Origin of the sequence: Streptomyces sp. NPDC099050 (genome assembly GCF_044759865.1) — a bacterium.
GTDB lineage: Bacteria > Actinomycetota > Actinomycetes > Streptomycetales > Streptomycetaceae > Streptomyces.
The window spans coordinates 70,872-91,093 of the sequence record NZ_JBIWAE010000022.1 but is presented as its reverse complement, the minus strand read 5'-3'; the positions used below and the strand labels follow the sequence as shown (position 1 = coordinate 91,093).

General features: G+C 72.4%; 17 protein-coding genes and 1 tRNA gene. 6 read left to right on the top strand and 12 right to left on the bottom strand.

What is annotated here, in order from left to right; genetic code table 11:
- The first annotated feature begins 79 nt into the window (after nt 1-79).
- On the top strand, nt 80-775 hold the full coding sequence (locus tag ACIQV3_RS30960; RefSeq protein WP_403717712.1) for a hypothetical protein: 696 nt from the start codon (nt 80-82) through the stop codon (nt 773-775).
- 56 nt (nt 776-831) lie between these two features.
- On the opposite strand, the gene ACIQV3_RS30955 is transcribed toward ACIQV3_RS30960, so the two are convergent.
- From ACIQV3_RS30955 to ACIQV3_RS30925, 7 genes are all read right to left on the bottom strand, one after another.
- On the bottom strand, nt 832-1,878 hold the full coding sequence (locus ACIQV3_RS30955; RefSeq protein WP_403717709.1) for a glycosyltransferase: 1,047 nt from the start codon (nt 1,876-1,878) through the stop codon (nt 832-834).
- Nucleotides 1,875-5,171: a DUF4082 domain-containing protein gene (locus tag ACIQV3_RS30950; RefSeq protein WP_403717705.1), complete on the bottom strand. Its 3,297-nt coding sequence runs from the start codon at nt 5,169-5,171 to the stop codon at nt 1,875-1,877. Before ACIQV3_RS30950 ends, ACIQV3_RS30955 begins: the two co-directional genes overlap by 4 nt.
- A gap of 44 nt (nt 5,172-5,215) precedes the next feature.
- On the bottom strand, nt 5,216-6,331 hold the full coding sequence (locus ACIQV3_RS30945; RefSeq protein WP_403717703.1) for a DegT/DnrJ/EryC1/StrS family aminotransferase: 1,116 nt from the start codon (nt 6,329-6,331) through the stop codon (nt 5,216-5,218).
- Nucleotides 6,328-7,131 (bottom strand): NeuD/PglB/VioB family sugar acetyltransferase, encoded by an 804-nt coding sequence (locus ACIQV3_RS30940; RefSeq protein ID WP_403717700.1) that lies wholly within the window; start codon nt 7,129-7,131, stop codon nt 6,328-6,330. The genes ACIQV3_RS30945 and ACIQV3_RS30940 overlap by 4 nt, the downstream gene beginning before the upstream one ends.
- On the bottom strand, nt 7,128-8,312 hold the full coding sequence (locus ACIQV3_RS30935) for a DegT/DnrJ/EryC1/StrS family aminotransferase (protein ID WP_403717698.1): 1,185 nt from the start codon (nt 8,310-8,312) through the stop codon (nt 7,128-7,130). The genes ACIQV3_RS30940 and ACIQV3_RS30935 overlap by 4 nt, the downstream gene beginning before the upstream one ends.
- Entirely contained in the window at nt 8,309-9,325 is a 1,017-nt protein-coding gene (locus tag ACIQV3_RS30930) for an NAD-dependent epimerase/dehydratase family protein (RefSeq protein ID WP_403717696.1), read from the bottom strand. The genes ACIQV3_RS30935 and ACIQV3_RS30930 overlap by 4 nt, the downstream gene beginning before the upstream one ends.
- A gap of 82 nt (nt 9,326-9,407) precedes the next feature.
- On the bottom strand, nt 9,408-10,514 hold the full coding sequence (locus ACIQV3_RS30925; protein ID WP_403717694.1) for a Gfo/Idh/MocA family protein: 1,107 nt from the start codon (nt 10,512-10,514) through the stop codon (nt 9,408-9,410).
- 418 nt (nt 10,515-10,932) lie between these two features.
- Between ACIQV3_RS30925 and ACIQV3_RS30920 the strand changes: the two genes are divergently transcribed.
- The 4 genes from ACIQV3_RS30920 to ACIQV3_RS30905 all read left to right on the top strand — a co-directional run bounded on the left by ACIQV3_RS30920 (nt 10,933) and on the right by ACIQV3_RS30905 (nt 14,780).
- Nucleotides 10,933-11,808, top strand: coding sequence for a glycosyltransferase (locus tag ACIQV3_RS30920; protein ID WP_403717691.1), 876 nt, complete (start codon nt 10,933-10,935; stop codon nt 11,806-11,808).
- A gap of 170 nt (nt 11,809-11,978) precedes the next feature.
- Nucleotides 11,979-13,334 carry an MFS transporter gene (locus tag ACIQV3_RS30915; protein WP_403717689.1) on the top strand — a complete coding sequence of 452 codons (1,356 nt, stop codon included), beginning with the start codon at nt 11,979-11,981 and terminating at the stop codon, nt 13,332-13,334.
- Nucleotides 13,331-14,344: a TolB family protein gene (locus ACIQV3_RS30910; protein WP_403717687.1), complete on the top strand. Its 1,014-nt coding sequence runs from the start codon at nt 13,331-13,333 to the stop codon at nt 14,342-14,344. Before ACIQV3_RS30915 ends, ACIQV3_RS30910 begins: the two co-directional genes overlap by 4 nt.
- 109 nt (nt 14,345-14,453) lie before the next feature.
- On the top strand, nt 14,454-14,780 hold the full coding sequence (locus tag ACIQV3_RS30905; protein ID WP_403717685.1) for a hypothetical protein: 327 nt from the start codon (nt 14,454-14,456) through the stop codon (nt 14,778-14,780).
- Between the two features lie 108 nt (nt 14,781-14,888).
- Here the strand turns inward: ACIQV3_RS30905 and ACIQV3_RS30900 are convergent, their stop codons facing one another.
- From ACIQV3_RS30900 to ACIQV3_RS30890, 3 genes are all read right to left on the bottom strand, one after another.
- Nucleotides 14,889-15,200, bottom strand: coding sequence for an SCO5918 family protein (locus ACIQV3_RS30900; protein WP_403717683.1), 312 nt, complete (start codon nt 15,198-15,200; stop codon nt 14,889-14,891).
- Between the two features lie 54 nt (nt 15,201-15,254).
- Nucleotides 15,255-16,838, bottom strand: coding sequence for a DEAD/DEAH box helicase (locus tag ACIQV3_RS30895; protein ID WP_403717681.1), 1,584 nt, complete (start codon nt 16,836-16,838; stop codon nt 15,255-15,257).
- Between the two features lie 346 nt (nt 16,839-17,184).
- Entirely contained in the window at nt 17,185-17,388 is a 204-nt protein-coding gene (locus ACIQV3_RS30890) for a cold-shock protein (protein ID WP_053678014.1), read from the bottom strand.
- A 338-nt stretch (nt 17,389-17,726) separates the two neighbouring features.
- Here ACIQV3_RS30890 and ACIQV3_RS30885 point away from each other — a divergent pair.
- Nucleotides 17,727-17,800, top strand: a tRNA-Met gene (locus ACIQV3_RS30885).
- A gap of 58 nt (nt 17,801-17,858) precedes the next feature.
- On the opposite strand, the gene ACIQV3_RS30880 is transcribed toward ACIQV3_RS30885, so the two are convergent.
- The gene (locus ACIQV3_RS30880; protein ID WP_403717678.1) at nt 17,859-18,626 is read right to left on the bottom strand and encodes an SDR family NAD(P)-dependent oxidoreductase; all 768 of its coding nucleotides are present in this window, start codon (nt 18,624-18,626) and stop codon (nt 17,859-17,861) included.
- Between the two features lie 69 nt (nt 18,627-18,695).
- Nucleotides 18,696-20,147, bottom strand: coding sequence for an MFS transporter (locus ACIQV3_RS30875; protein WP_403717675.1), 1,452 nt, complete (start codon nt 20,145-20,147; stop codon nt 18,696-18,698).
- Nucleotides 20,148-20,222: the final 75 nt, after the last annotated feature.

Here is a 20,222-nt window from a genome sequence, read left to right as displayed (position 1 = left end):
CGCTCCCTCGCAACTGCCTTGGAACCGTTGGCGTGTTGTCCGGCGTCCTGGGAAGATCGAACACGACGGAAGGAATCCTGTGTCGCCTGGTGAGCTGTTCCGCACGCTGCGCCGCCGCTGGTACGTGCTGGTCCTGGCGGCAGTGCTCGCGGCCGCCGGGGCGCTCCAGGTGCTCCGGCCCACCACGAACTACGTGAGCACCGCGATCGTCGTCCTCAAGCCGCCGGTGACCAGCAACCAGCCGAACCAGCTGGCCAATCTGCAACCGCCGCTGGCCGCCGTGTCCCTCGCCGCGGTACAGCAGCTGGACTCCCCCGACGGGGAGGCCGAACTGCGGGCCGCCGGGGTGGCGGGCACCTACCGGCTGATCCCGCGCAACAGCGGCACGAGCGTCACCCCGCGCTATCTGATCCCCTCCCTCCAGATCCAGGCGGAGCACACGGACCCGGCCACGGCCGACCGCTCGGTGCTGAAGATCGTCGAGATCTACGGCAAGCACCTCTCGGACATGCAGGCCGAGCAGAGGATCCCGGCGGCGGGACGGATGAGCGTCACGCTGCTCGTCCCGCCGTCCGCGGTGGCCCAGCTCGGGACCAAGAGCCGCGGACTGGCGGGGACGGCGCTGCTGGCCCTGGTCGCCGGGACGGCCTGCGCCGTGTGGACCGATCGGTTCCTGGCGGGCCGCGCCCGGCGCCGGCGCGAGGGCGCCGACTCCGGGGGCGACGGGCAGGAACGGGACGCGAGCCCCGTTCCGGCGACCGCGGCGGCCCGCTGAGACAGCGGGCCGCCCGGCCGCCAACGCCCCTGGTTCAGGGCGGTGGTGCGGTGTCATCAGATCCCTCGGCGCTTCCAGGACTGCCACCAGAGCCACTCGCGCCCCCGGTCGGCGACGGCCGAGAGGACCAGCGGCTGGAGGTACGGCATCGCGCGGGCCCCGATCCGCCGGCGCCGGCGCAGGGCCCCGTACTCGGCGAGCGAGGTGTACTGCGGCAGGCACTCGGCGGCGAAGGCCTCCAGTTCCTCGACCGGGACCACCCCGGTGCGCCCGCGGTCGTAGGCCCGGTAGGCGCGCCGCAGCGCGTACCGGGCCAGCCGGGTGCGGGCCGCCGTGGACAGCCGGCCCGCCTCCGGGAGCAGGCCGCCGCACTTGTCCAGCACCGAATCGAAGGCGACGAGGCGCTGGCGCAGGTCGTCGAGCTGCCCGCCGAAGTCCGTGGTGGACATGTTGTTGCCGTGGACCCGGTAGAAGGCCTGGTCGGCGCCGCGGACGTAGCCCACGTCGGCGTGGGCCGCGAGCCGCATCCACATTTCGATGTCTCCGGCGTGCGGAAGCTCCGGGTCGTAGCCCCCGACCTTGCGCTGGAGGCTGGTGCGTACGACGACCTCGGGAGAGGTGATGCACCCGGTGCCCTCCCGGAAGCGCCGCTCCAGCCACCAGCGCCCGGGGTAGACCACCGAGCCGGTGGACCGGGTGCGGGCCTCGGGAAGCGGCCCGCCGTGCTGGAACCGCAGCGGCCTGCCGTAGGCGAAGCCGGCCCGCGGGTGCGCGTCGAGCAGGGCCGCGGCGCGCACCAGGGCGCCGGGGACCAGCCTGTCGTCGGCGGAGAGCAGGGCGACGTAGTCCCCGTCCGCCCACTCCAGCAGGCCCTCGTTGTAGGTGGCGATGTGCCCCTGGTTCTTCTCGTGGACCCGGACCTCGATCCGGGGGTCGGCGGCCGCCAGGGCGCGCGCGACGTCCGCGGAGTCGTCGGGGGAGGCGTCGTCGATGATCAGTACCCGTACGTCGACGCCTTCCTGTTCGTCCAGGACGCTCTTGACGCAGTCGGCCAGGAAATGGCCGTACTTGTAGCAGGGGATCACCACGCTGACGGTGCTCACTGGCCGGACACCTCCGTGGATCCCTCCGCGAGCGGGGCGGGGGCCGTGGTGGTGAAGACCGGGCCGACCCAGTAGTTCACCGATCCGAAGGTGTTGTTCGGGAAGACCGTGGCCGCCCCGTACTTGTAGAGGCCGTTGCCGTTGCCCGCGCCGCCGTCGGCCGGGGCCACGAGCGGGTAGGAGCGGTGCGCGGCGCCGAAGTAGCCGCCGTCCACGGAGTACTTGCCGTTCGGCGCGTGGTACGAGGCCACGTACGCGGTGTTCGCGGTGACGGCCACCGGGGTGGCGAAGTGCAGCTGCTGCCAGCCGGACAGGGTTTCGCTGCCGAAGGTGCCGGTGGCCAGGAGCGTGCCGCTCGCGGTCCAGAGGCTGCCGGTGTGGGTGCCGGTGTTCCCGGGGCCCTTGTAGAAGGTGATGCCGGTGACGTAGCCGGCGACCGAGGACTGGAAACGGGTGCCCAGTTCCACGGAGTTGGTGTCGTCGCCGACGTTGGCGGTGGTCGGGGTGGCGTTCGGACCCCACAGGGTGCAGGGGCAGGTCACCGCCGGCGGGGTCGCGCTGGTGGTGAAGGTCCAGGTGACGGGCGCGGCCATGGCGTTGCCCCACAGGTCGGCGGCCTGCACCGATGCCGTGTAGGTCGTGTTGAGCGCCAGTTCGGAGGACGGGGTGAAGGTGGCGCTGTTGGACACGTCGAGGACCTTGCTCCCGGGGACGTTGACGCCGCCGGGGCCCTTGAGGGTGAACACCAGGGTGTCCATGTCCACGGCCGTGCTGAAGGTGGACTTGACCGTCGTGGTGATCGCGGTTCCGGTCGCCGCCGACTGCGGGCTGGTGGAGGTGACGGTCGGGGGTGTCGTGCTCGCACTGGCGGTGTCCAGGACCGCGTCCACCCAGTAGTTGCTTCCGGAGGAGGCGGTGGAGGGGAAGCCGCCGGTGCCGCTGTAGCGGTAGACGCCGTTGCCGCCGTGGGTGCCGCTCTTGAGCGCGGTGAACGGAGCCAGCCCCGCGTCGGCCGAAGCGAAGGTGGTGTCGAAGGAGTACCCGCCGTTGGGGGCGAAGTAGGAGGCGATGTACGTGGTGTTGGCCTTGACGGGGATCGGCGAGGAGAAGTTGAGCTGCTGCCAGCCCGAGGCAGTCTCGTTGGTGAAGGTGCCGGTGGCCAGGCGCTGGCCGGAGGTGGTCCACAGGCTGCCCGTGTGGGTGCCGGTGTTGGCCGGGGACTTGTAGAAGCGGACGCCCGTGATCGAACCGGGCACCGAGGAGCGGATCTTGACGCCGAGTTCCACGGCGCTGCCGTCTCCGGCGTTCACCGTGCCCGGTACGGCCGCGGCGGGCCAGACGGTGCAGGGGCACTGCTGGGGGCCCACGGTCAGCGGCACGGTGGTGGTGGCGCCGATGTTGACGCTGTCGTCCACCGCGCGGACCTTGATGGTCGCGGAGCCGGGGGTGGTCGGGGTCCACTTGTAGCTCCAGGACCCGACGCCCGTGGCGGCCTTCCAGGTGGTTCCGCCGTCGGTGGAGACCTCCACCCGGGCGACGACTCCGCCGCCGCTGTCGGAGGCGGTGCCGGTGATCATCACGGGCCGCAGGGCGGGCACGGTGGCGTTCGCCGCGGGGCTGGTCACGGTGATGACCGGGCCGGTCTGATCCGTGGAGGCGGTGGCCACCAGCAGGTTGGCCTGCAGGGACTTGGGCTGGACCCCCATGTCGGCGAAGATGTTGACCGTCGCCTGCTGCATCCGCTTGTCCTCGGTGACCACCGCGTCGTCCGGATTGCCGGTCGGCATGTTGGTCAGGCCCCAGGACCACTGCACGGTGCCCGAGCCGAAGACCAGGGCGCCCGAGGTCTGGTCCCGGAAGGCGACCAGGCTGTGCGTCGCGGTCCCGTTGCCGTACGTGTTCCCGTAGTCCAGGCGGTACTTGCCGTCGGTGATGTCCACCGTGGTGGAGGACATCGCGATCTGCCCGGCCGGGCGCGCCGCGTCCTCCACGTCACTGTCCCACTCGTAGCCGAGGGTGCCGACGGGGAAGGTGGCGGTCTGGGAGGGGGTCAGGTTCGCGACGGTGGTGTTCCGCCACAGCCGCATCTTGGCGTAGGCGCCGGGGACGGTGATCGCGTCGCTCCGGTAGCCGTTCACGCTGAACAGCGAGCCGGTGAGCTGGTTCTGCGGCTGGTAGGGCCGGCCGTTCGTGGCGCTGGCCGGGTCCATGAAGGTGCCGGTCCAGATGCCGCTGGGGTCGGGGATGCCGTTGGGCTGCGGGAAGGAGAGCTTGGTCTCCTTGTAGCAGACCAGGGTCCGGTTGGCCGTGCTGGCCCCGTCGATGCTGGGGGTCAGACGGGTCTTCCAGAAGACCTCGTTGCCGGCGAAGTAGGTCTGGTTGACGCCCGCGTGGCGTGCGTTGAGGGCGTTGGTGAACTGGTCCTGGGTCCAGTACTCGTCGTGCCCCGAGGACATGAACACCTTGTGGTTCTGAAGCTGGGTCGCGCCCTTGGTCGACATGTCGATGCCCGACATGTAGCTGACGTCGTACCCGTTGCGCTCCAGCCAGGCGACCATCTGGTACTCGGATCCGTAGATCCCGTTCTCGCCGCCGATGTCCATCGGCCGGTTGTAACTGACCTCGTAGGCACGGCCGTCGGGGGCGGGCCCGGCGCCGTCGTACAGGTCCTGGCCGCCGTAGTTGTTGTACGCCTGCCAGGTCTGGTCACTGGTCTGCACGACGATGTCGGAGTGACTGGCGTCGTTGCGGACCACGAACGGGTAGGGCATGACCCCGTTGCCGTCCGCCTGGTCGAAGTTGGCTATGTAGAGGCCGGAGACGGCGTCGGAGGGCACCGTCCAGGTCGAGGTGACCGGCCAGTTGCCGCAGTCGACCAGGCCGGTGGAGGCCTTGGTGGTGCAGCTCTGCGGGTTTCCCCCCTGCGGGAAGTTCGCCGGGTACGTCTGCGCGGCCTGGGCGGGGGTCGACATCAGGCGGGCCCCGTCACCCCCGTAGTGGCCGAGTCGGTAGACCGACACCTTGTACGCCGTCGGCGACTGGATCTTGAACTGCAGGGTCTCGCCCGCCTGCACGCTCTCCTTGGCCGGGAAGCCCTTGATGTCGCCGTAGGCGCTGGGTGCGAACCAGTCGGACATCGGCGTGCCCGCCTTCGAGTTCTCGCACACGATCGCGTTGGAGCCGGGGCCGCACGGGTCCGCCGCGACCGCCACCGATGGCGGCAACGCCGCCGCCATCAGCGCTGCCACCACGGTGAAGAGCCCGTACCGCAGCAGCCTTGTCCGTCTGTTCATCCGAACCTCATTTGGGAGGGGCTTGGTGATTCGACGCCGGAGCGTCAGCGCAGCGCTGCTGAGAGCGCGTCCACGACCCGCTGCTGTTGGGCGGCGGTGATCTGCGGGAAGAGCGGGAGGGAGAGCATCCGGTCGGCGGCCAGCTCGGCGTGCGGGAAGGCCCCGCGGCCGTGCCCGAGGTGGGCGAAGGCCGGAGTGAGGTGGACCGGGGCCGGATAGTGCACGCCCGCGCCGATGCCCTCCGCGTTGAGCTTGCCGACGACCGCGTCGCGGTCCGCTCCGCTGACCCGGATGACGTACAGGTGCCAGGCGTGCACGTTGCCCGGAGCCGTGACGGGCAGGGTGAGGCGGCCGGAGGCCGCCAGGTCCGCGAGCAGTGCGTCGTAGCGGGCGGCGGCGGCCCGGCGGGCCTCGTTCCCCCCGGCGAGCCGGGCCAGCTTGGCCCGCAGTACGACGGCCTGCAGACCGTCGAGCCTGCTGTTGAAACCGGCCACGTCGTGCCGGTACTTGGCGACGCCGCCGTGATTGGCCAGCGCCCGGACCAGGTCCGCGGTCTCCTCGTCGTCGGTCACCACCGCGCCGGCGTCCCCGTAGGCGCCGAGGTTCTTGCCCGGGTAGAAGCTGGTCGCGGCGATCCCGCCGCTGCCGGGGGTGCGGCCCTCCCGGGAGGCTCCCTGGCTCTGTGCGGCGTCCTCGACGAGCTTGGCGTGCGCGGGCAGGCCCGCGGCGAGCGCGGCGGTGTCGGCGCACTGCCCGTACAGGTGGACCGGGACCACCGCGCGGGTGGCCTCGGTGACCGCGTCGAGCGCGGCCTGCGGGTCCAGCAGCAGGGTGTCGGGGAGGCAGTCGGCCAGCACCGGGCGGGCGCCGATCCGGGCGACGGCTCCGGCGGTGGCGATGAAGGTGTTCGCGGGCAGCACGACCTCGTCGCCGACGCCCACTCCGCTCGCCCGCAGGGCCAGTTCCAGGGCGTCGGTGCCGTTGGCCACGCCGACGCAGTGTCCGACCCCGGCGAAGGCCGCGTACTCGCGCTCGAAGGCCCGGACCTCCTCGCCGCCGATGAAGGCGGTGTCGGCCAGGACGCGGTCGAATCCCGCACGTAATTCGTCCGCGACCTCGGCGTGCGCTGCCTTCAGGTCGACGAGCGGTATCTGGTTCATGCGGCTGTGCTCCCCATCCGTGTCTCCGGCCGGAGGCCGGTCTCCAACTCATCGGCCCGCAGCTCGTCGAGCGCCGGGCCCCCCGCCTCGCGCAGCCGGCGGGCGGGGCTTCCGGCCCACACCTCGCCGGCCGGTACGTCGGCCAGGACCGTGCTTCCCATCCCGGTCAGCGACCAGGCGCCGACCTCGATGTACTCCCGGACCAGTGCTCCGGCGCCCACGTAGGCCCCGCGCCCCAGCCGTACCCCGCCGCCGAGGCGGACCCCGGAGGCCAGGGTCGCGAAGTCCCCGACCTCGTCGTCGTGGGTGAGGACCACGTGCGGCATGACCGCCACGTGGGCCCCCACCCGTACCGCGGCCGTCAGCACGCAGTGCGCGAGCAGCACCGTGCCGGGTCCGAGGACCGAGGACCCGGAGAGCGCCGCCGCGGGGTGGATCACGGTGGCGTACCGGCTCTCGGGCAGGGCCAGGCGCCGCACCAGGCGGGCCCGCACCCCGTAGTCGCGGGGGCTGCCGACGCACACCACCACGCGGGCGGCCGGGCGTTCGTGCACCAGCGCGCTGCCGCCCAGGACGGGGACCCCGTCGACCTCCCGTCCGTGCAGGGCCGGGTCGTCGTCCAGGTGCCCGGCCAGCCGCAGCCGCGGGGCCCGGCCGGCCGCCAGGTCGGCGGCGGCCGCGTCCCGTACGGCCTGGGCGGTCTCCCGGGCGAAGCCGCCCGCGCCGACGATCAGCAGCTCCTCGGTCGGCGCGGCCTCGGTCGGCGCGGCTTCGGTCGCGGGACCGTGCGGTCCGCTCATCCGCCGTCCGCCTGTTCGCGCAGCACCGCCACCACCCGGTCCTGCTGCTCCTCGGTCATGGTGTGGAACAGCGGCAGGATCAGCGAGTCGCGGGTGATCCGCTCGGTCACCGGCAGGGCCGCCGCACCGTGTCCGGCGTACGCCGGCTCCAGGTGGGAGGCCATGATCCCGCGCCGGGCCGAGATCCCGGCCCCGGCCAGCACCGCGAGCAGCTCGTCGCGGCCGACGGGGAAGTCCTCGGCCAGGAGCACCCAGTACGACTGGAAGTTGCCCTCGCCGTGACCGGGGTCCCGGACCGGGGTCAGGCCGGGGACACCGGCGAGGAGCTGCGCGTACCGGGCGGCGAGGAACCGCCTGCGGGCCACGATCTCGTCCAGCTTGCCCAGTTGCACCAGGCCGACCGCGGCCTGGATGTCGGTCATCCGGTAGTTGTAGCCGACCTCCAGGTAGCTCTCGGCGATCGGCTTGCTGCTCGCGTGCCGCTGCGCCGCGGACACGTTCATGCCGTGTTCGCGCAGCCGTCGCAGCCGCTCGGCCCAGCCGGCGTCGTCCGTGGTCACCATGCCGCCCTCGCCGGTGGTGATCACCTTGCGGGGGTGGAAGGACCAGGCGGCCAGCAGCGCCCCCTGGCCGACCGGCTTGCCGCCGACGGTGGCGCCGATCCCGCAGGCGGCGTCCTCCACCAGGGCGAGGCCCCAGTCGGCGCAGGCCGCGCGCAGGGCGTGCACGTCGGCCGGGACCCCGCCCTGGTGGACGGCGATGACCGCCTTGGTGCGCGGGGTCCGGACGGCGTCCACGGTGGCCGCGGTCAGGTTGCCGGTGGCCTCCTCGACGTCCGCGAACACCGGGTGGGCGCCCACGTAGCGCACCGTGTTGGCCGTGGCGATGAAGGACAGGGAGGGGACGACGACCTCGTCGCCCGGAGCGAGGTCCAGCGCGATCAGCGAGAGGTGCAGGGCGGTGGTGCAGGAGCTCACCGCGATGCCGTGCTCCGCGCCCACCCGCTCGGCGAAGGCCCGTTCGAACTCGGCGACCCTGGGGCCCTGGGCCACCCAGCCGGACAGGACCGCGTCGGCGGCGGCCCGTGCCTCGTCCACACCGAGCCACGGAATCATGACGGGGATGCGGGCGGGGGCCTCGGGGACGGCCCCGGCGCCGGCCCCGGCGTCCTGGGCGCTCATCGGCCGGCCTCCACGGCGGCGGCCTCCACGGCGGCGGCTTCCGCGTCCGCCGCGCGCTCGGCCCGCCACCAGTCGACCAGGTCCCGCAGCCCGCTGCGCAGGTCGATCCCGGCCGTGAAGCCGAGGCGCTCGGCGGCCTGCGAGGTGTCCGCGAGCCGGCGGGTCACCCCGTTCACGGCGCGTGCCGGTCCGTGCTCCGGTGCCAGGCCCTCGGCGCCCATGGCCTCGAGGAGCCCGTTGGCCAGGTCGAGGAGACTGGTCTCGGAGCCGCTCGCGACGTTGAACACCTCGTCGGTCAGGTCCGATTCGGCGGCCAGCAGGTTCGCCCTGGCGATGTCCCGGACGTCGACGAAGTCCATGGTCTGGGTGCCGTCGCCGAGGATCAGCGGCGGCTCGCCCGCCGCGATCCGCTCCATCCACCGGATCAGCACCTCGGTGTACAGCCCGTGGATGTCCATCCGGGGGCCGTACACGTTGAAGTAGCGCAGTGCGACGTAGTCCAGCCCGTACATGGCGTGGAAACTGCGCAGCACGCCCTCGTTGAAGGCCTTCGCGGCCCCGTAGAAGGTGTCGTTGTTGTACGCGTGGTGGCGCTCGGTGGTCGGGAAGGACTCGGCCATCCCGTAGACCGAGGCCGAGGACGAGGCGATGACCTTGCCCACGCCGGCGGCCGCGGCGGCCTCCAGCACGTTGAACGTCCCGTCGACCATCACCTCGTTGGCCAGCCGCGGCTCCTCGGCGCACTGGGTGATCCGGATCGCCGCCAGGTGGAAGACGAAGTCGGCTCCCTCGGTCGCCTTGCGCACGGCGGCTATGTCCCGGATGTCGCCCTCGACCAGGTCCACGACCCCGCTCGGCAGGGCGCGGGCCAGGTTGGCGGTGCGTCCCCGTACGAAGTTGTCGAGCACGACGATCTCGCGTGCCCCGTTGTCCACCAGCAGGTCCACCAGGTGCGAGCCGATCGTGCCCGCTCCGCCGGTGACCAGAATCCTCTTGCCTCGTACGCTGCTCAACGCCCTGCCCCTACTGAGTCGGTCATGGTCTTCCCTGCTGTGCCCGGCGCGCCGCACGCGTCCCGGGCGACGCCGTCAACGCTCAACGTCCGGTGCGCAGTCCGACGACGGCGCCCTTGAACTCCAGGCTGCGGGAGGCTGCTTCGAGGATGTCGAGGACCTGGAGTCCCGCCCGGCCGTCGGTGAGCGGCGCCCGCCCCGTCCTGATCGCCGCGGCGAACTCCTCGACCATGCTGCGCAGAGCCTCCTTCTCGCCGAGCGCGGGTGCCACCATGTCGCCGGTCCGGTAGGAGACGAGCATGTCGCGGCGCTCGTCCGCGCCGATCTCCTGCGGGGCCGTGAGGTCGACGCCCCGGTCGAACACCGCGACCCGCTGGGTGGGGTTGAGGTCGTCCCACACCAGGGTGCGCTTGGAGCCGCCGACCATGGTGGTGCGGACCTTCACCGGGGACAACCAGTTGACGTGGACGTGCGCGATGGCGCCCGTGTCGAGCTGGAGCGTCAGATAGGCCACGCAGGACTGGCCGGCCCCTATCGGGTCGGCCCCGTGCGCGGCGACGGCGACCGGGTGGACGTTGTCCGGGAGGATGAAGTCGAGCACCGAGAGGTCGTGGGGGGCCAGGTCCCACAGGACGTCGATGTCCTTCTGGACCAGTCCGAGGTTGATCCTGACCGAGTCCACGAACTGGATGTCGCCGAGTTCCCCGGAGCGGACCATGTCCCGGATGCGGGCCACCGCCGGGGTGTAGCAGTAGGTGTGGTCGCACATCAGCGTGAGGCCGCGTTCCTCGGCCTCGTTCACCAGCCGCAGCCCGTCCTCGTAGGTGGCGGCGAGCGGCTTCTCCACGAGGACGTGCTTGCCGGCGCGCAGGGCGGCCAGGGCGACGTCGAGGTGGGTTCCGGCCGGGGTGGCCACGGCCACGGCCTCGACCTCGGGGTCGGCCAGGACCGCCGCGTAGTCGTCGGTCGCCTGGACCGTCGAATAGCCGCCGAGCACCTGCCGGGCCCGGTCCACGTTCAGATCGCAGAGCCAGCGGAGCCTGAACTCCGGACTGGACTGGAAGTTGCGGACGAGATTGGGGCCCCAGTAGCCCGCTCCGACGACGGCGACCCCTAACGGCTCGGTCCGTCCCGCACCCGCACCTGCGCCCGCGGCGTCCCGCCCGGCGTCCTTCGCGGTGTCCTTCACAGCATTCCCTTTCCTTCCGCGCACGCCCGCGGGCGTGTCGACGACCCATGGCCGGGACGCGTGCGAAGGAAGGGGGTTCCGCCCAGGGCGTGCCGGGCGCCTGTGCGACCCGTGCGTGACCCGCCGACGGTGATGGCCCCCACGACCGATGCCGTACGTGTTCCACGTACTTCCGCCCCCCGGCCGTCCGGCACCCCTCGCGCCGGCCGGCCACGGACAGGCGGCCTGTTCCCCCAAGCCGCCGAACCCGTAAACCCGCCCCAACTACCCTGCGCCGACTGGACTGCAGCGTGGATCACGGCGTTGCCGAAGCACGCCCAATCCGGTCGGCTGCGTTCAATCTAGACCACGGGGCGTACCCCCGGGGAGAGTTGGAGGAATCGGTCGGTACGGGCGTTCGACCATGCATACTTCCGGGGTGACCAGCATCGTGATCCCGGCCCACAACGAGGGCCGGGTCATCGGCCGGCTCCTCGACGCGCTCCTGTCCGAGCCGTCCGGAGCCCCGGCCTCCGGGCCCGACATCGTCGTGGTGTGCAACGGCTGTACGGACGACACGGCTGCGGTGGCCGCCGCGCGGGGGCCCCGCGTACGGGTGGTCGAAATCCCGACTCCCTCCAAACACCGCGCACTTCGGGTGGGAGACGAGCACGCGCGCGGCTTCCCCCGTCTCTACGTGGACGCCGACGTGGTGGTCGGCGCGGCCGACGTACGGGCCCTGTCCGACGCCCTCGCCGGCAGCCCGGCCCTCCTGGCCGCGGCCCCCGGCCGGGACATTCCGCTTGACGCCTGCGCCTGGCCCGTCCGGGCGTACTACCGGGTCTGGCAACTGCTCCCGGCCGTCCGCGAGGGGCTGTTCGGGCGCGGGGTCATCGCGGTGTCCGAACCGGGGCACGCCCGGCTCGCCGCCCTGCCGCCGCTGATGGCCGACGATCTGGCCGCGTCCCTGGCCTTCGCGCCGGGAGAGCGCCGGGTGGTGGAGTCGGCCAGGGTCGTGGTCCTGCCGCCGCGCACCTGGGGCGACCTGATCAAACGCCGTGTGCGGGCGGCGACTTCCTCCGCCGAACTGGAGCGCTTCCAGGCGGCGCGGGCGTCCGGACCGGAGGAGACCCCACCGTCGGCACGTACCGGCACGGGAGACCTGCGGGCGCTGCTCCGGGCCCAGCCGCGCCTGCTCCCCGGAGTGGTGGTGTTCGTCGTGGCGGCCCTCGCGGCCCGCCGGGGGTCCCGCAAGGCCATCCGCAGCGGGGACTTCTCCACCTGGCTGCGCGACGAGAGCAGCCGGCAGGACTGAGCGGCCGGGCCGGGCCGGTCGGGGCAGCCGGACCGGGGCAGCCGGACCGGCCCGGTCGGCCGAATGCCGTCGCATGCGGCCCAGTTGGCCTGTACAACCATGAGGGTGCCCCTCGCACGCACGACTGACTCACCGTTCAGATCAGACGCCGGACCGGGAGCTCGAAAAGCATGTACCTCGCGGACCGCTCCGCGCCCGAGGACGCGAAGACCAGCGCCGACGGATCCCCCGTACGCGGACCCGCCGTCGCCTCGACCGTCCTCGCACTGGGCTCGGTCAGCCTGATCACCGACGTCTCTTCCGAGATGGTCACGGCCGTCCTGCCGCTCTACCTCGTCGCCGGACTGGGCCTGAGCCCGCTCGGCTTCGGCGCGCTCGACGGCCTGTACAACGGGGTCAGCGCGCTGGTGCAGCTGACCGGCGGCCACCTCGCCGACCGGATCCGCAACCACAAGCTGATCGCCGGCATCGGCTACGGACTCTCCGCCGTGTGCAAGCCGCTGCTGCTGGTCGCCCACAGCCTCGGCCCGGTGGCCCTGATCCTGGCCCTGGAACGCACCGGCAAGGGCCTGCGCACCGCCCCGCGCGACGCGCTCATCTCCCTCTCCACGCCACCCGGGTCGCAGGGGCGGGCCTTCGGCGTGCACCGCGCCATGGACACCACCGGGGCCCTGCTCGGGCCGCTCGCCGCGTTCTTCATCCTGAGCCTGACGGTCGACGGGTACGACGCCGTCTTCGGGGTCAGCGCCTGCGTGGCCGCCCTGGGTGTCGTGGTGCTCCTGCTGTTCGTCCCGTCCGGCGCCGAGCCGCGGCCGGCCCGGCCGAAGTCCGCCGCTCCCCCGGTGCCCGTACCGGCTCCACTGGAGGCCGCCTCCCCGAAGCCGGACGCGGTGAACCTGCGCGACGCGCTGGGCCTGCTGCGGCTGCCCCGGCTCCGCGCCCTGGCGGGCTGCGCCGCCCTGCTCGGGCTCACCACCGTCAGCGACGCCTTCCTGTACCTGCTGCTCCAGGACCGCACCGGCATCGGCGACCGGTGGTTCCCGCTGCTCCCCCTGGGCACCGCGGCCGTGTTCCTGCTGCTGGCCGTCCCGGCGGGCGCCCTCGCGGACCGCATCGGACGCCGCACCGTGTTCCTCACCGGGCACGCCCTCCTGCTGGCCGGCTACGGGCTGCTCCTGTGGGCCCCCGGCCTGCCCGCGCTCCCTTACCTGGTCCTCGCCCTGCACGGCATGTTCTACGCCGCCACCGACGGGGTGCTGCCCGCCGCCGTCGCCGCGACCGTCCCCGCGAAACTGCGGGCCACCGGCATCGCTCTGGTCGGTACCGGCCAGGCACTGTCCCGGTTCGGCTGCTCGCTGGCCTTCGGCGCCGCGTGGACGGTCCTGGGCTCGGGCCCGGCGCTCGCCGCCGCCGCGGCCGGCCTGTGCTGTTGCGCGGCCGTCGCCGGTTTCGTACTCCGCCCCACGGCCCCGGACGGCGCCACCGCCGCGGCCCCGCATCCCCGAAGCCCCCGAGGAAATCGATGACGCGCTCACGCCGGTTGCTCGTACTCGCCCTGGCCGTGCTGCTCCTCGGGGGCGTGGCCGGCGTGCTGGTGGTGCGCGCCGCCGCCCGCTCGGAGCAGACCCGGGCGGGCGACCCGACGGCCGCCCCGGGCAAGGTCACGCTCGACCGGCGCGGCGGCCTGGCCTTCCTCAACGGCGCGCAGGGCCCGCACCGCGGGGCCCTCGTCTCCGTACCGGACCGTTCACCGCAGGAGGAGCGGACCGCGTCGGGCCTCACCTGCCTGCGGTTCCACGCCGCGGCCGGCACGGGCGTCTGTCTGAGCTCCGCCCCGGGCGCACTCGCCCAGGACAACCGGGCCCTGATCGTCGACTCGGAACTGCGCACGCGGCGCGAGTTTCCCCTCGCGGGCACCCCCTCGCGGGCCCGGGTCTCCCCCAGCGGCCGCTTCGCCGCCTGGACCGTCTTCGTCACCGGGGAGTCCTACGGCTCCGCGTTCTTCTCCACCCGGACCTCGATCGTGGACACCCGTACGGGGGCGCTCGAACCCGACCTGGAGAAGTTCGCCATCGAGCTGGACGGCCGCCCCTACAGCGCGATCGACGCCAACTTCTGGGGAGTCACCTTCTCCAAGGACGACGACACCTTCTATGCCACCCTCGCCACCGGCAACCAGACGTACCTGGTGAAGGGTTCGCTCGCGCGGCGCAGCGTCACCACCCTCGCCTCCAACGTCGAGTGCCCGTCCCTCTCCCCCGACGAGACCCGGGTCGCGTACAAGAAGCGGGTACAGCGCGGTGCGTCCCTGTGGCGCGAACACGTGCTGGACCTAGGGACGTTGCGGGAGCAGCCGCTGACGGAGAAGCGCAGCGTGGACGATCAGGCGCTCTGGCTCGACGACCGGACGCTGGCCTACGCCCTGCCCACCGAGGGCTCCGTGGACACCACGGACCTCTGGACGGTCCCGGCGGACGGCACCGGAGCCCCGCGCCTCCTGGCTCCGGCGGCCTCTTCGCCCACCAGGCTGGGCTGACCGGCCGGGCTGACCGGCCGGGCCGGCGGGACCCCGCTCCGAGCCGCGCGCTCCATCCCGCCGGCCCGGAAGGCGTACCCGGGGGCCCCGCAGAATCGTTGGGGCGGGCATGGGCACTCCACACGCCGTCTCCCCGTCCCAGGCCCGGCACCGGGCACCCGAGCGCGCCCCCGCCGCGATGGCGCGGGGCATCCCCCGGCAGCAGTCGGGCAGCGCCGCCCCCTCGGGCGGGGCGGTCGTCTACGAGCAGCTCGCCCGCGAGTGGGAGGCGCGCGGGGCCACGGTCCCGGGCCGTCCCGACCCGCTGTGGGACCGGCTGATCACCTACGCGCACTTCCAGCGCGAGACGGACGCCACGCTGCGCAGCCTGCGCCTGGACGGAGCCGAACCCCCGTCCGCCCCCGCGGCGGCGCGCCCGCGCTGGACCCGGGCGTGAGCCGGGAATGAGCCAGGCGTGACCGGGGGCACGCAAAGGCCCGGGGGCCCGTTCGGCAGTTGCCGAACGGGCCCCCGGGCTCCGTACGCGTGGTTCCCGCGGCTCCCGCTACACGTCCGAGGGGGCGCCGAGCATGGCCGACGCCTTCTGGAGCGGGGTCAGGCCGGCGGTGGGCGCCGGGACCGTTTCGAGCGGGCGGCAGGTGAAGCCCAGGGCGGTCAGCGCCCTGATCACCTCGCCGGCGGTGAAGTCACGGCGGTCCTGCCGGGTGACGACGGCGCCGACCTGCTTCACGGGGTAGGAACGACGCCCTATGACCACCGAGTCACCGGTGATCGGCTCGGGCTTGACGCCCTTCATCGATTCCAGGACCCCGGCCTTGGTGAGCTCGAACGGAAAGCGGGCGATGACGAAGCGCATGCTGCCTCACAGGAAGAAGAGAAACCGGGCCAGGCACGATCCGAACGGGACGGCCTAAGCCGCCGAGGTGGCCGGGGACTGGCGCTGCGGCCCCCGGGCGGTCGCGGCGGACCTGCTGCGCCGGTCCTGTGCGGGCCGGCTGCGGCGGCCGCGGGAGGCGCCGCCGGCGGCCCCCCGCGGACGCTCGGTGACGGGGGCCGTGATGACGACCGGGACGCCGGACGGCGCCTGGGCGCCGGTGATCCGGCTCAGCTCGGCCTCGCCGGAGCGGACCTGGGCGGTCTGCGGCGTGATGCCCGCGGCTTGCATGAGACGGACCATCTCGCGGCGCTGGTTGGGCAGGACCAGGGTGACGACGCTGCCGGACTCGCCGGCGCGGGCGGTGCGGCCGCCGCGGTGCAGGTAGTCCTTGGGGTCGGTCGGCGGGTCCACGTTGACGACGAGGTCCAGGTTGTCGACGTGGATGCCGCGCGCCGCCACGTTCGTGGCCACGAGCACGCTGACGTGCCCGCTCTTGAACTGCGTGAGGGTCCGGGTGCGCTGCGGCTGGGACTTGCCGCCGTGCAGGGCCGCGGCGCGCACCCCGTTGCTCAGCAGGTGCTCGGTCAGCCTGTCCACGCCGTGCTTGGTGTCCAGGAACATGATCACGCGGCCGTCGCGGGCGGCGATCTCGGTCGTGGCGGCCTGCTTGTCGAAGTTCTGCACGTGCAGGACGTGGTGCTCCATCGTGGTGACGGCGCCCTGCGAGGGGTCGACGGAGTGCACGACCGGGTCGGTCAGGTAACGGCGCACCAGCAGGTCGACGTTGCGGTCCAGGGTGGCGGAGAACAGCATCCGCTGGCCCTCGGGGCGCACCTGGTCGAGGAGGGCGGTGACCTGGGGCATGAAGCCCATGTCGGCCATCTGGTCGGCCTCGTCCAGGACGGTGATCCCGACCTGGTTCAGCCGGCAGTCACCCCGCTGGATGAGGTCCTTGAGGCGGCCCGGAGTGGCGACGACCACTTCGGCGCCGGCGCGCAGCGCACCGGCCTGGCGGTGGATGGGCATGCCGCCGACGACGGTGGCGATCCTCAGCTTCACCGCGCGGGCATAGGGCGTGAGGGCGGCCGTGACCTGCTGGGCGAGTTCACGTGTCGGTACGAGGACCAGCGCGAGCGGCTGCCCCGACTCGGCGCTCTGGCCGGCCGTACGGGCCAGCAGCGCGAGGCCGAAGGCCAGGGTCTTGCCGGAGCCGGTACGGCCGCGACCCAGGACGTCCCGGCCCGCGAGGCCGTTTGGCAGCGTGGCCGCCTGGATCGGGAACGGGGTGGTCATGCCCTCACGGGTGAGCGTGGCGAGCAGCGGGGCCGGCATGGCCAGGTCGGCGAAGGCCTCGACGGCGGGCAGCGCGGGGACCACGGTGACCGGCAGGGCGAACTCGCCCTGCGGTGCGGCGGGACGGCGCCCGCCGTAGCCGCCGCCACCCGAGCGCTTGGGACCGCCGGAGCGGCTGGGGGCGGAGGAGCCGAAGCGGCTGCCGGAGGAGCGGCTGCCGGAGCCCGAGGAGCCGCCGTAGGAGCCGTAGGAGCCGTAGGAGCTATTGGATCCACCCGAACGGGAGGACGAAGACCGGTCATTCATGCGGGTCGTGCGGTTCATGCAGAACCTTCCTCGATACGGCGCACATCGAGGAGTTCTCGGCAGCGGAAATCTGGCCGCACGAGGATTCACAAGAATGAGCCGGAGCATAAAAAATATGACGACGCCGAATCGAACTTCGATTGACGCCACATTAATGATTATCACCCTATGTGTCGGCGAAATATGCGCCACATGCGGGTGGGTGGCCGAGGAGCGTGTCCATCGGCCGAACGGTGGGGCGCTGGGACGGGGTTTCCCCGTCGCGCCGCTCACGCGGGCCGAGCCGGCCCGCAGATCCAAAAACGCAACGAGCTGGGGCCCGCACCCAAGGTGCGGGCCCCAGCTACGCGGTTACGCGTGAACGTCAGGCGGTGACGATGTTCTCGGCGGTCGGGCCCTTCTGGCCCTGCGCGATGTCAAAGCTGACCTTCTGGCCTTCCTGAAGCTCACGGAAGCCCTGCGAGGCAATGTTCGAGTAGTGGGCGAACACGTCAGGACCGCCACCCTCCTGCTCGATGAAGCCGAAGCCCTTTTCCGCGTTGAACCACTTCACGGTGCCATTAGCCATGTTTTTTACTCCTTCGGGGCACAGCCCAGAGATCCACACTGTGCGAATCTCAAGTCGCCGATGATTGCCCAGCCCGGAAAACGCCGGAAAAACAAGAACACTCGTCTCTGCTCCTCCGAGGAGGAGTGGGTATGAGGTGCTCGAAATTTTGGGAACCACAACTGCAACTCAAACCACAGTAGCACGGTGGGATCGGCTCGGCGTGGAAATAAATCCGCCCCTTCCGCTCGTGCGGAAATTCTCACTCGGCCGTGTTCGTTTTTCCGTGCCGGCGGGCTCGGATTTTCGGCAGTGGTCAGGGACCGGTCCGGGATCCCGTACAGTGATGTTCACAACGACGCGGGGTGGAGCAGCTCGGTAGCTCGCTGGGCTCATAACCCAGAGGTCGCAGGTTCAAATCCTGTCCCCGCTACGAAAGGTTCGGCCCCCTTGACGCCCAGGCGTCAAGGGGGCCGAAGCCGTTTCCGGGGTCAGGCGGCGACGCCGCCGTCGATCACCAGGTCGGTGCCGACGACGGAGCCGGCGTCCGGCGAGGCCAGGTAGAGCACGGCCGCCGCGACCTCGGCGGTGGAGGACACCCGGCCCAGCGGCGATTCGTCCTTCATCCGCGCCGCACGCTCGGCGTCGCCCTCCCCCGGCCGCAGGGACATCGTGGTGGCGGTCGCGCCGGGGCTGACGGCGTTGATGCGGACACCGTCGGCGATGTGGTCGAGGGCCGCGGCCCGGGTCAGGGCGGAGACGGCCGCCTTGGTCGTGAGGTAGCCGGCGACCCCGGGGATGCGGGTGTGCGCGCCGAGGTTCGAGGAGATGTTGACGATCGCCCCGCCGGCGCCGGGCTGAGCACGCATCGCGGCGACTTCGGCCTGGAGGCTGAACAGGACGCCGGTGACGTTGATGTCCAGCATGGTGCGCCAGTCCTCCTCCGCGAGTTCCGCGACGGGGCCACCGCCCCGGAAGACTCCCGCGTTGTTCACGGCGACGTCGAGGCGGCCGTAGTGTTCGACGGTGCGGCGCACCATGGCCCGTACCTCCTCGGAGCGGGACACGTCCGCGGTCACCGCGAGCGCCGTGCCGCCCTCCTTCTCGATCAGCTCGACCGTCTCGGCGAGCAGTGCCGCGGTGCGGCCGGCCACGACGACCGCGGCTCCCTCGGCAGCGAAGGCGAGGGCGACCGAACGGCCGATGCCGGAACCGGCTCCGGTGACGAGGACGCTCTTGCCGATGAAACGTGCGGACATGATGGTGATCCCTTGCTCGGTTGTCTGTCGGTTGCCCGGTTGGGGCTGTCGGTTGGTTGGGTCTGTCGGTTACTTGGTGCGGGTGTGGAGGAAGGCGACCGCGCCGAAGGCGAGCGCGGTGGCGGCCAGCGAGACCGTGTCGGAGCCCAGGGAGAGCACGGCGGCGAAGACGACCGTCGGGCCGATCTCCATCGCGGTGTTCATGACCCCGCCGGCGAGTCCCGCCTGGTGCCGCTCCACCCCGTCGGTGGCGAGGACCGCGGCCCCGGCGAAAGCGGCCGCCGTGCCGACGGGCAGCAGGATCAGGCCGGGGAGCAGGCCGTAGGCGTACGGGATCTGCGCGGCCAGGCCGGTGAGCGCGAGGAGTCCGAGTCCGGCCGCGGCGATCACAAGGCCCGCGGTGGTGACGCGGGGCGCTCCGTACCGGCCCACCAGGGGGCCGGCCACCCGGCCGGCCACCAGCAGCACCACCGCGAAGGGGAGGAACGCGGCGGAGGTCCGCAGCTCCGACCAGCCGAGTTCCTGCTGGAGGTGGAGGGAGAGGAGGACGAAGGTCACGGTCGTTCCGGCGGCGGTGAGGCCGATGGCCGCGAGAGCGAGGGCGCGGCGGCGGTCGCGGAGGAAGGCGAGCGGGAGCAGGGGGTCACGGACCCGGCGCTCGACGAGCGGGAAGGCCAGCAGGAGCACGGTCGCGGTGAACAGCGTGACCAGGACGCTCGTCGATCCCCAGGGCCGGACGTCGGTGAGGACGAAGCCGTAGCTGACGAGGCTGATTCCGGCGGTGGCCAGCAGGGCGCCCGGCAGGTCCAGCGAGCGGCCTTCGCCCGCCGGAGTGGCGGGCAGCAGCCGGGGTGCGAGGAGCAGTGCGACGACGGCCACCACGACCGGGACGGCGAAGGAGAACCGCCAGCCGGCCAGGGCCGAGATGACTCCGGAGAGCAGGTTGCCCGCGGTGGCGCCGAGCACCGACAGCCCGCCCCACGTGGCCATCGCCCGTCCGAACGCGGCGGGTTCGGGGAAGACCGCCCGCAGGACGGCCATGGCGGCCGGTGCGGTGAGCGCGGCCCCCACCCCCTGGGCGAAGCGGGCGGCGAGCAGGATCCCCGATCCCTGGGCGAACGGCGCGGCGAGGGAGGCCACGGCGACGACGAGCAGTCCGGCGGTGAGTACCCGGCGTCCGCCGAACCGGTCGGTGAGGCGGCCCCCGAAGAGCAGGAGGCCGGCGAAGCTCAGCCCGTAGGCGGCACTGAGGAGTAGCAAGTCGTCGCGGCCCATGGAGAGTTCGCGGCCGATCGCGGGCAGCGGCACGACGAGCGAGGTGAGCGCGAAGATCAGCGTCATCTGTACGGTGCCGAGCAGCGCGAAGGCCGGGCCGGGCGCCGGCCGGGACGCCCTGGATCCGGACGCGGTGAGCGTCTGCGTGGTGCGTGCGGTCTGCGTGGTGCGTGCGGTCTGCGTGGTGCGTGCGGTCTGCGTGGTGCGTGCGGTCTGCGTGGTGCGTGCGGTCTGCGTGACGGTCATGACTCCCCCTCGAAATGTAAACTGGATCGTACGTTCCAGAATGAAGGCTGAAAAGAACCTCCCCGAAGGGAGGCA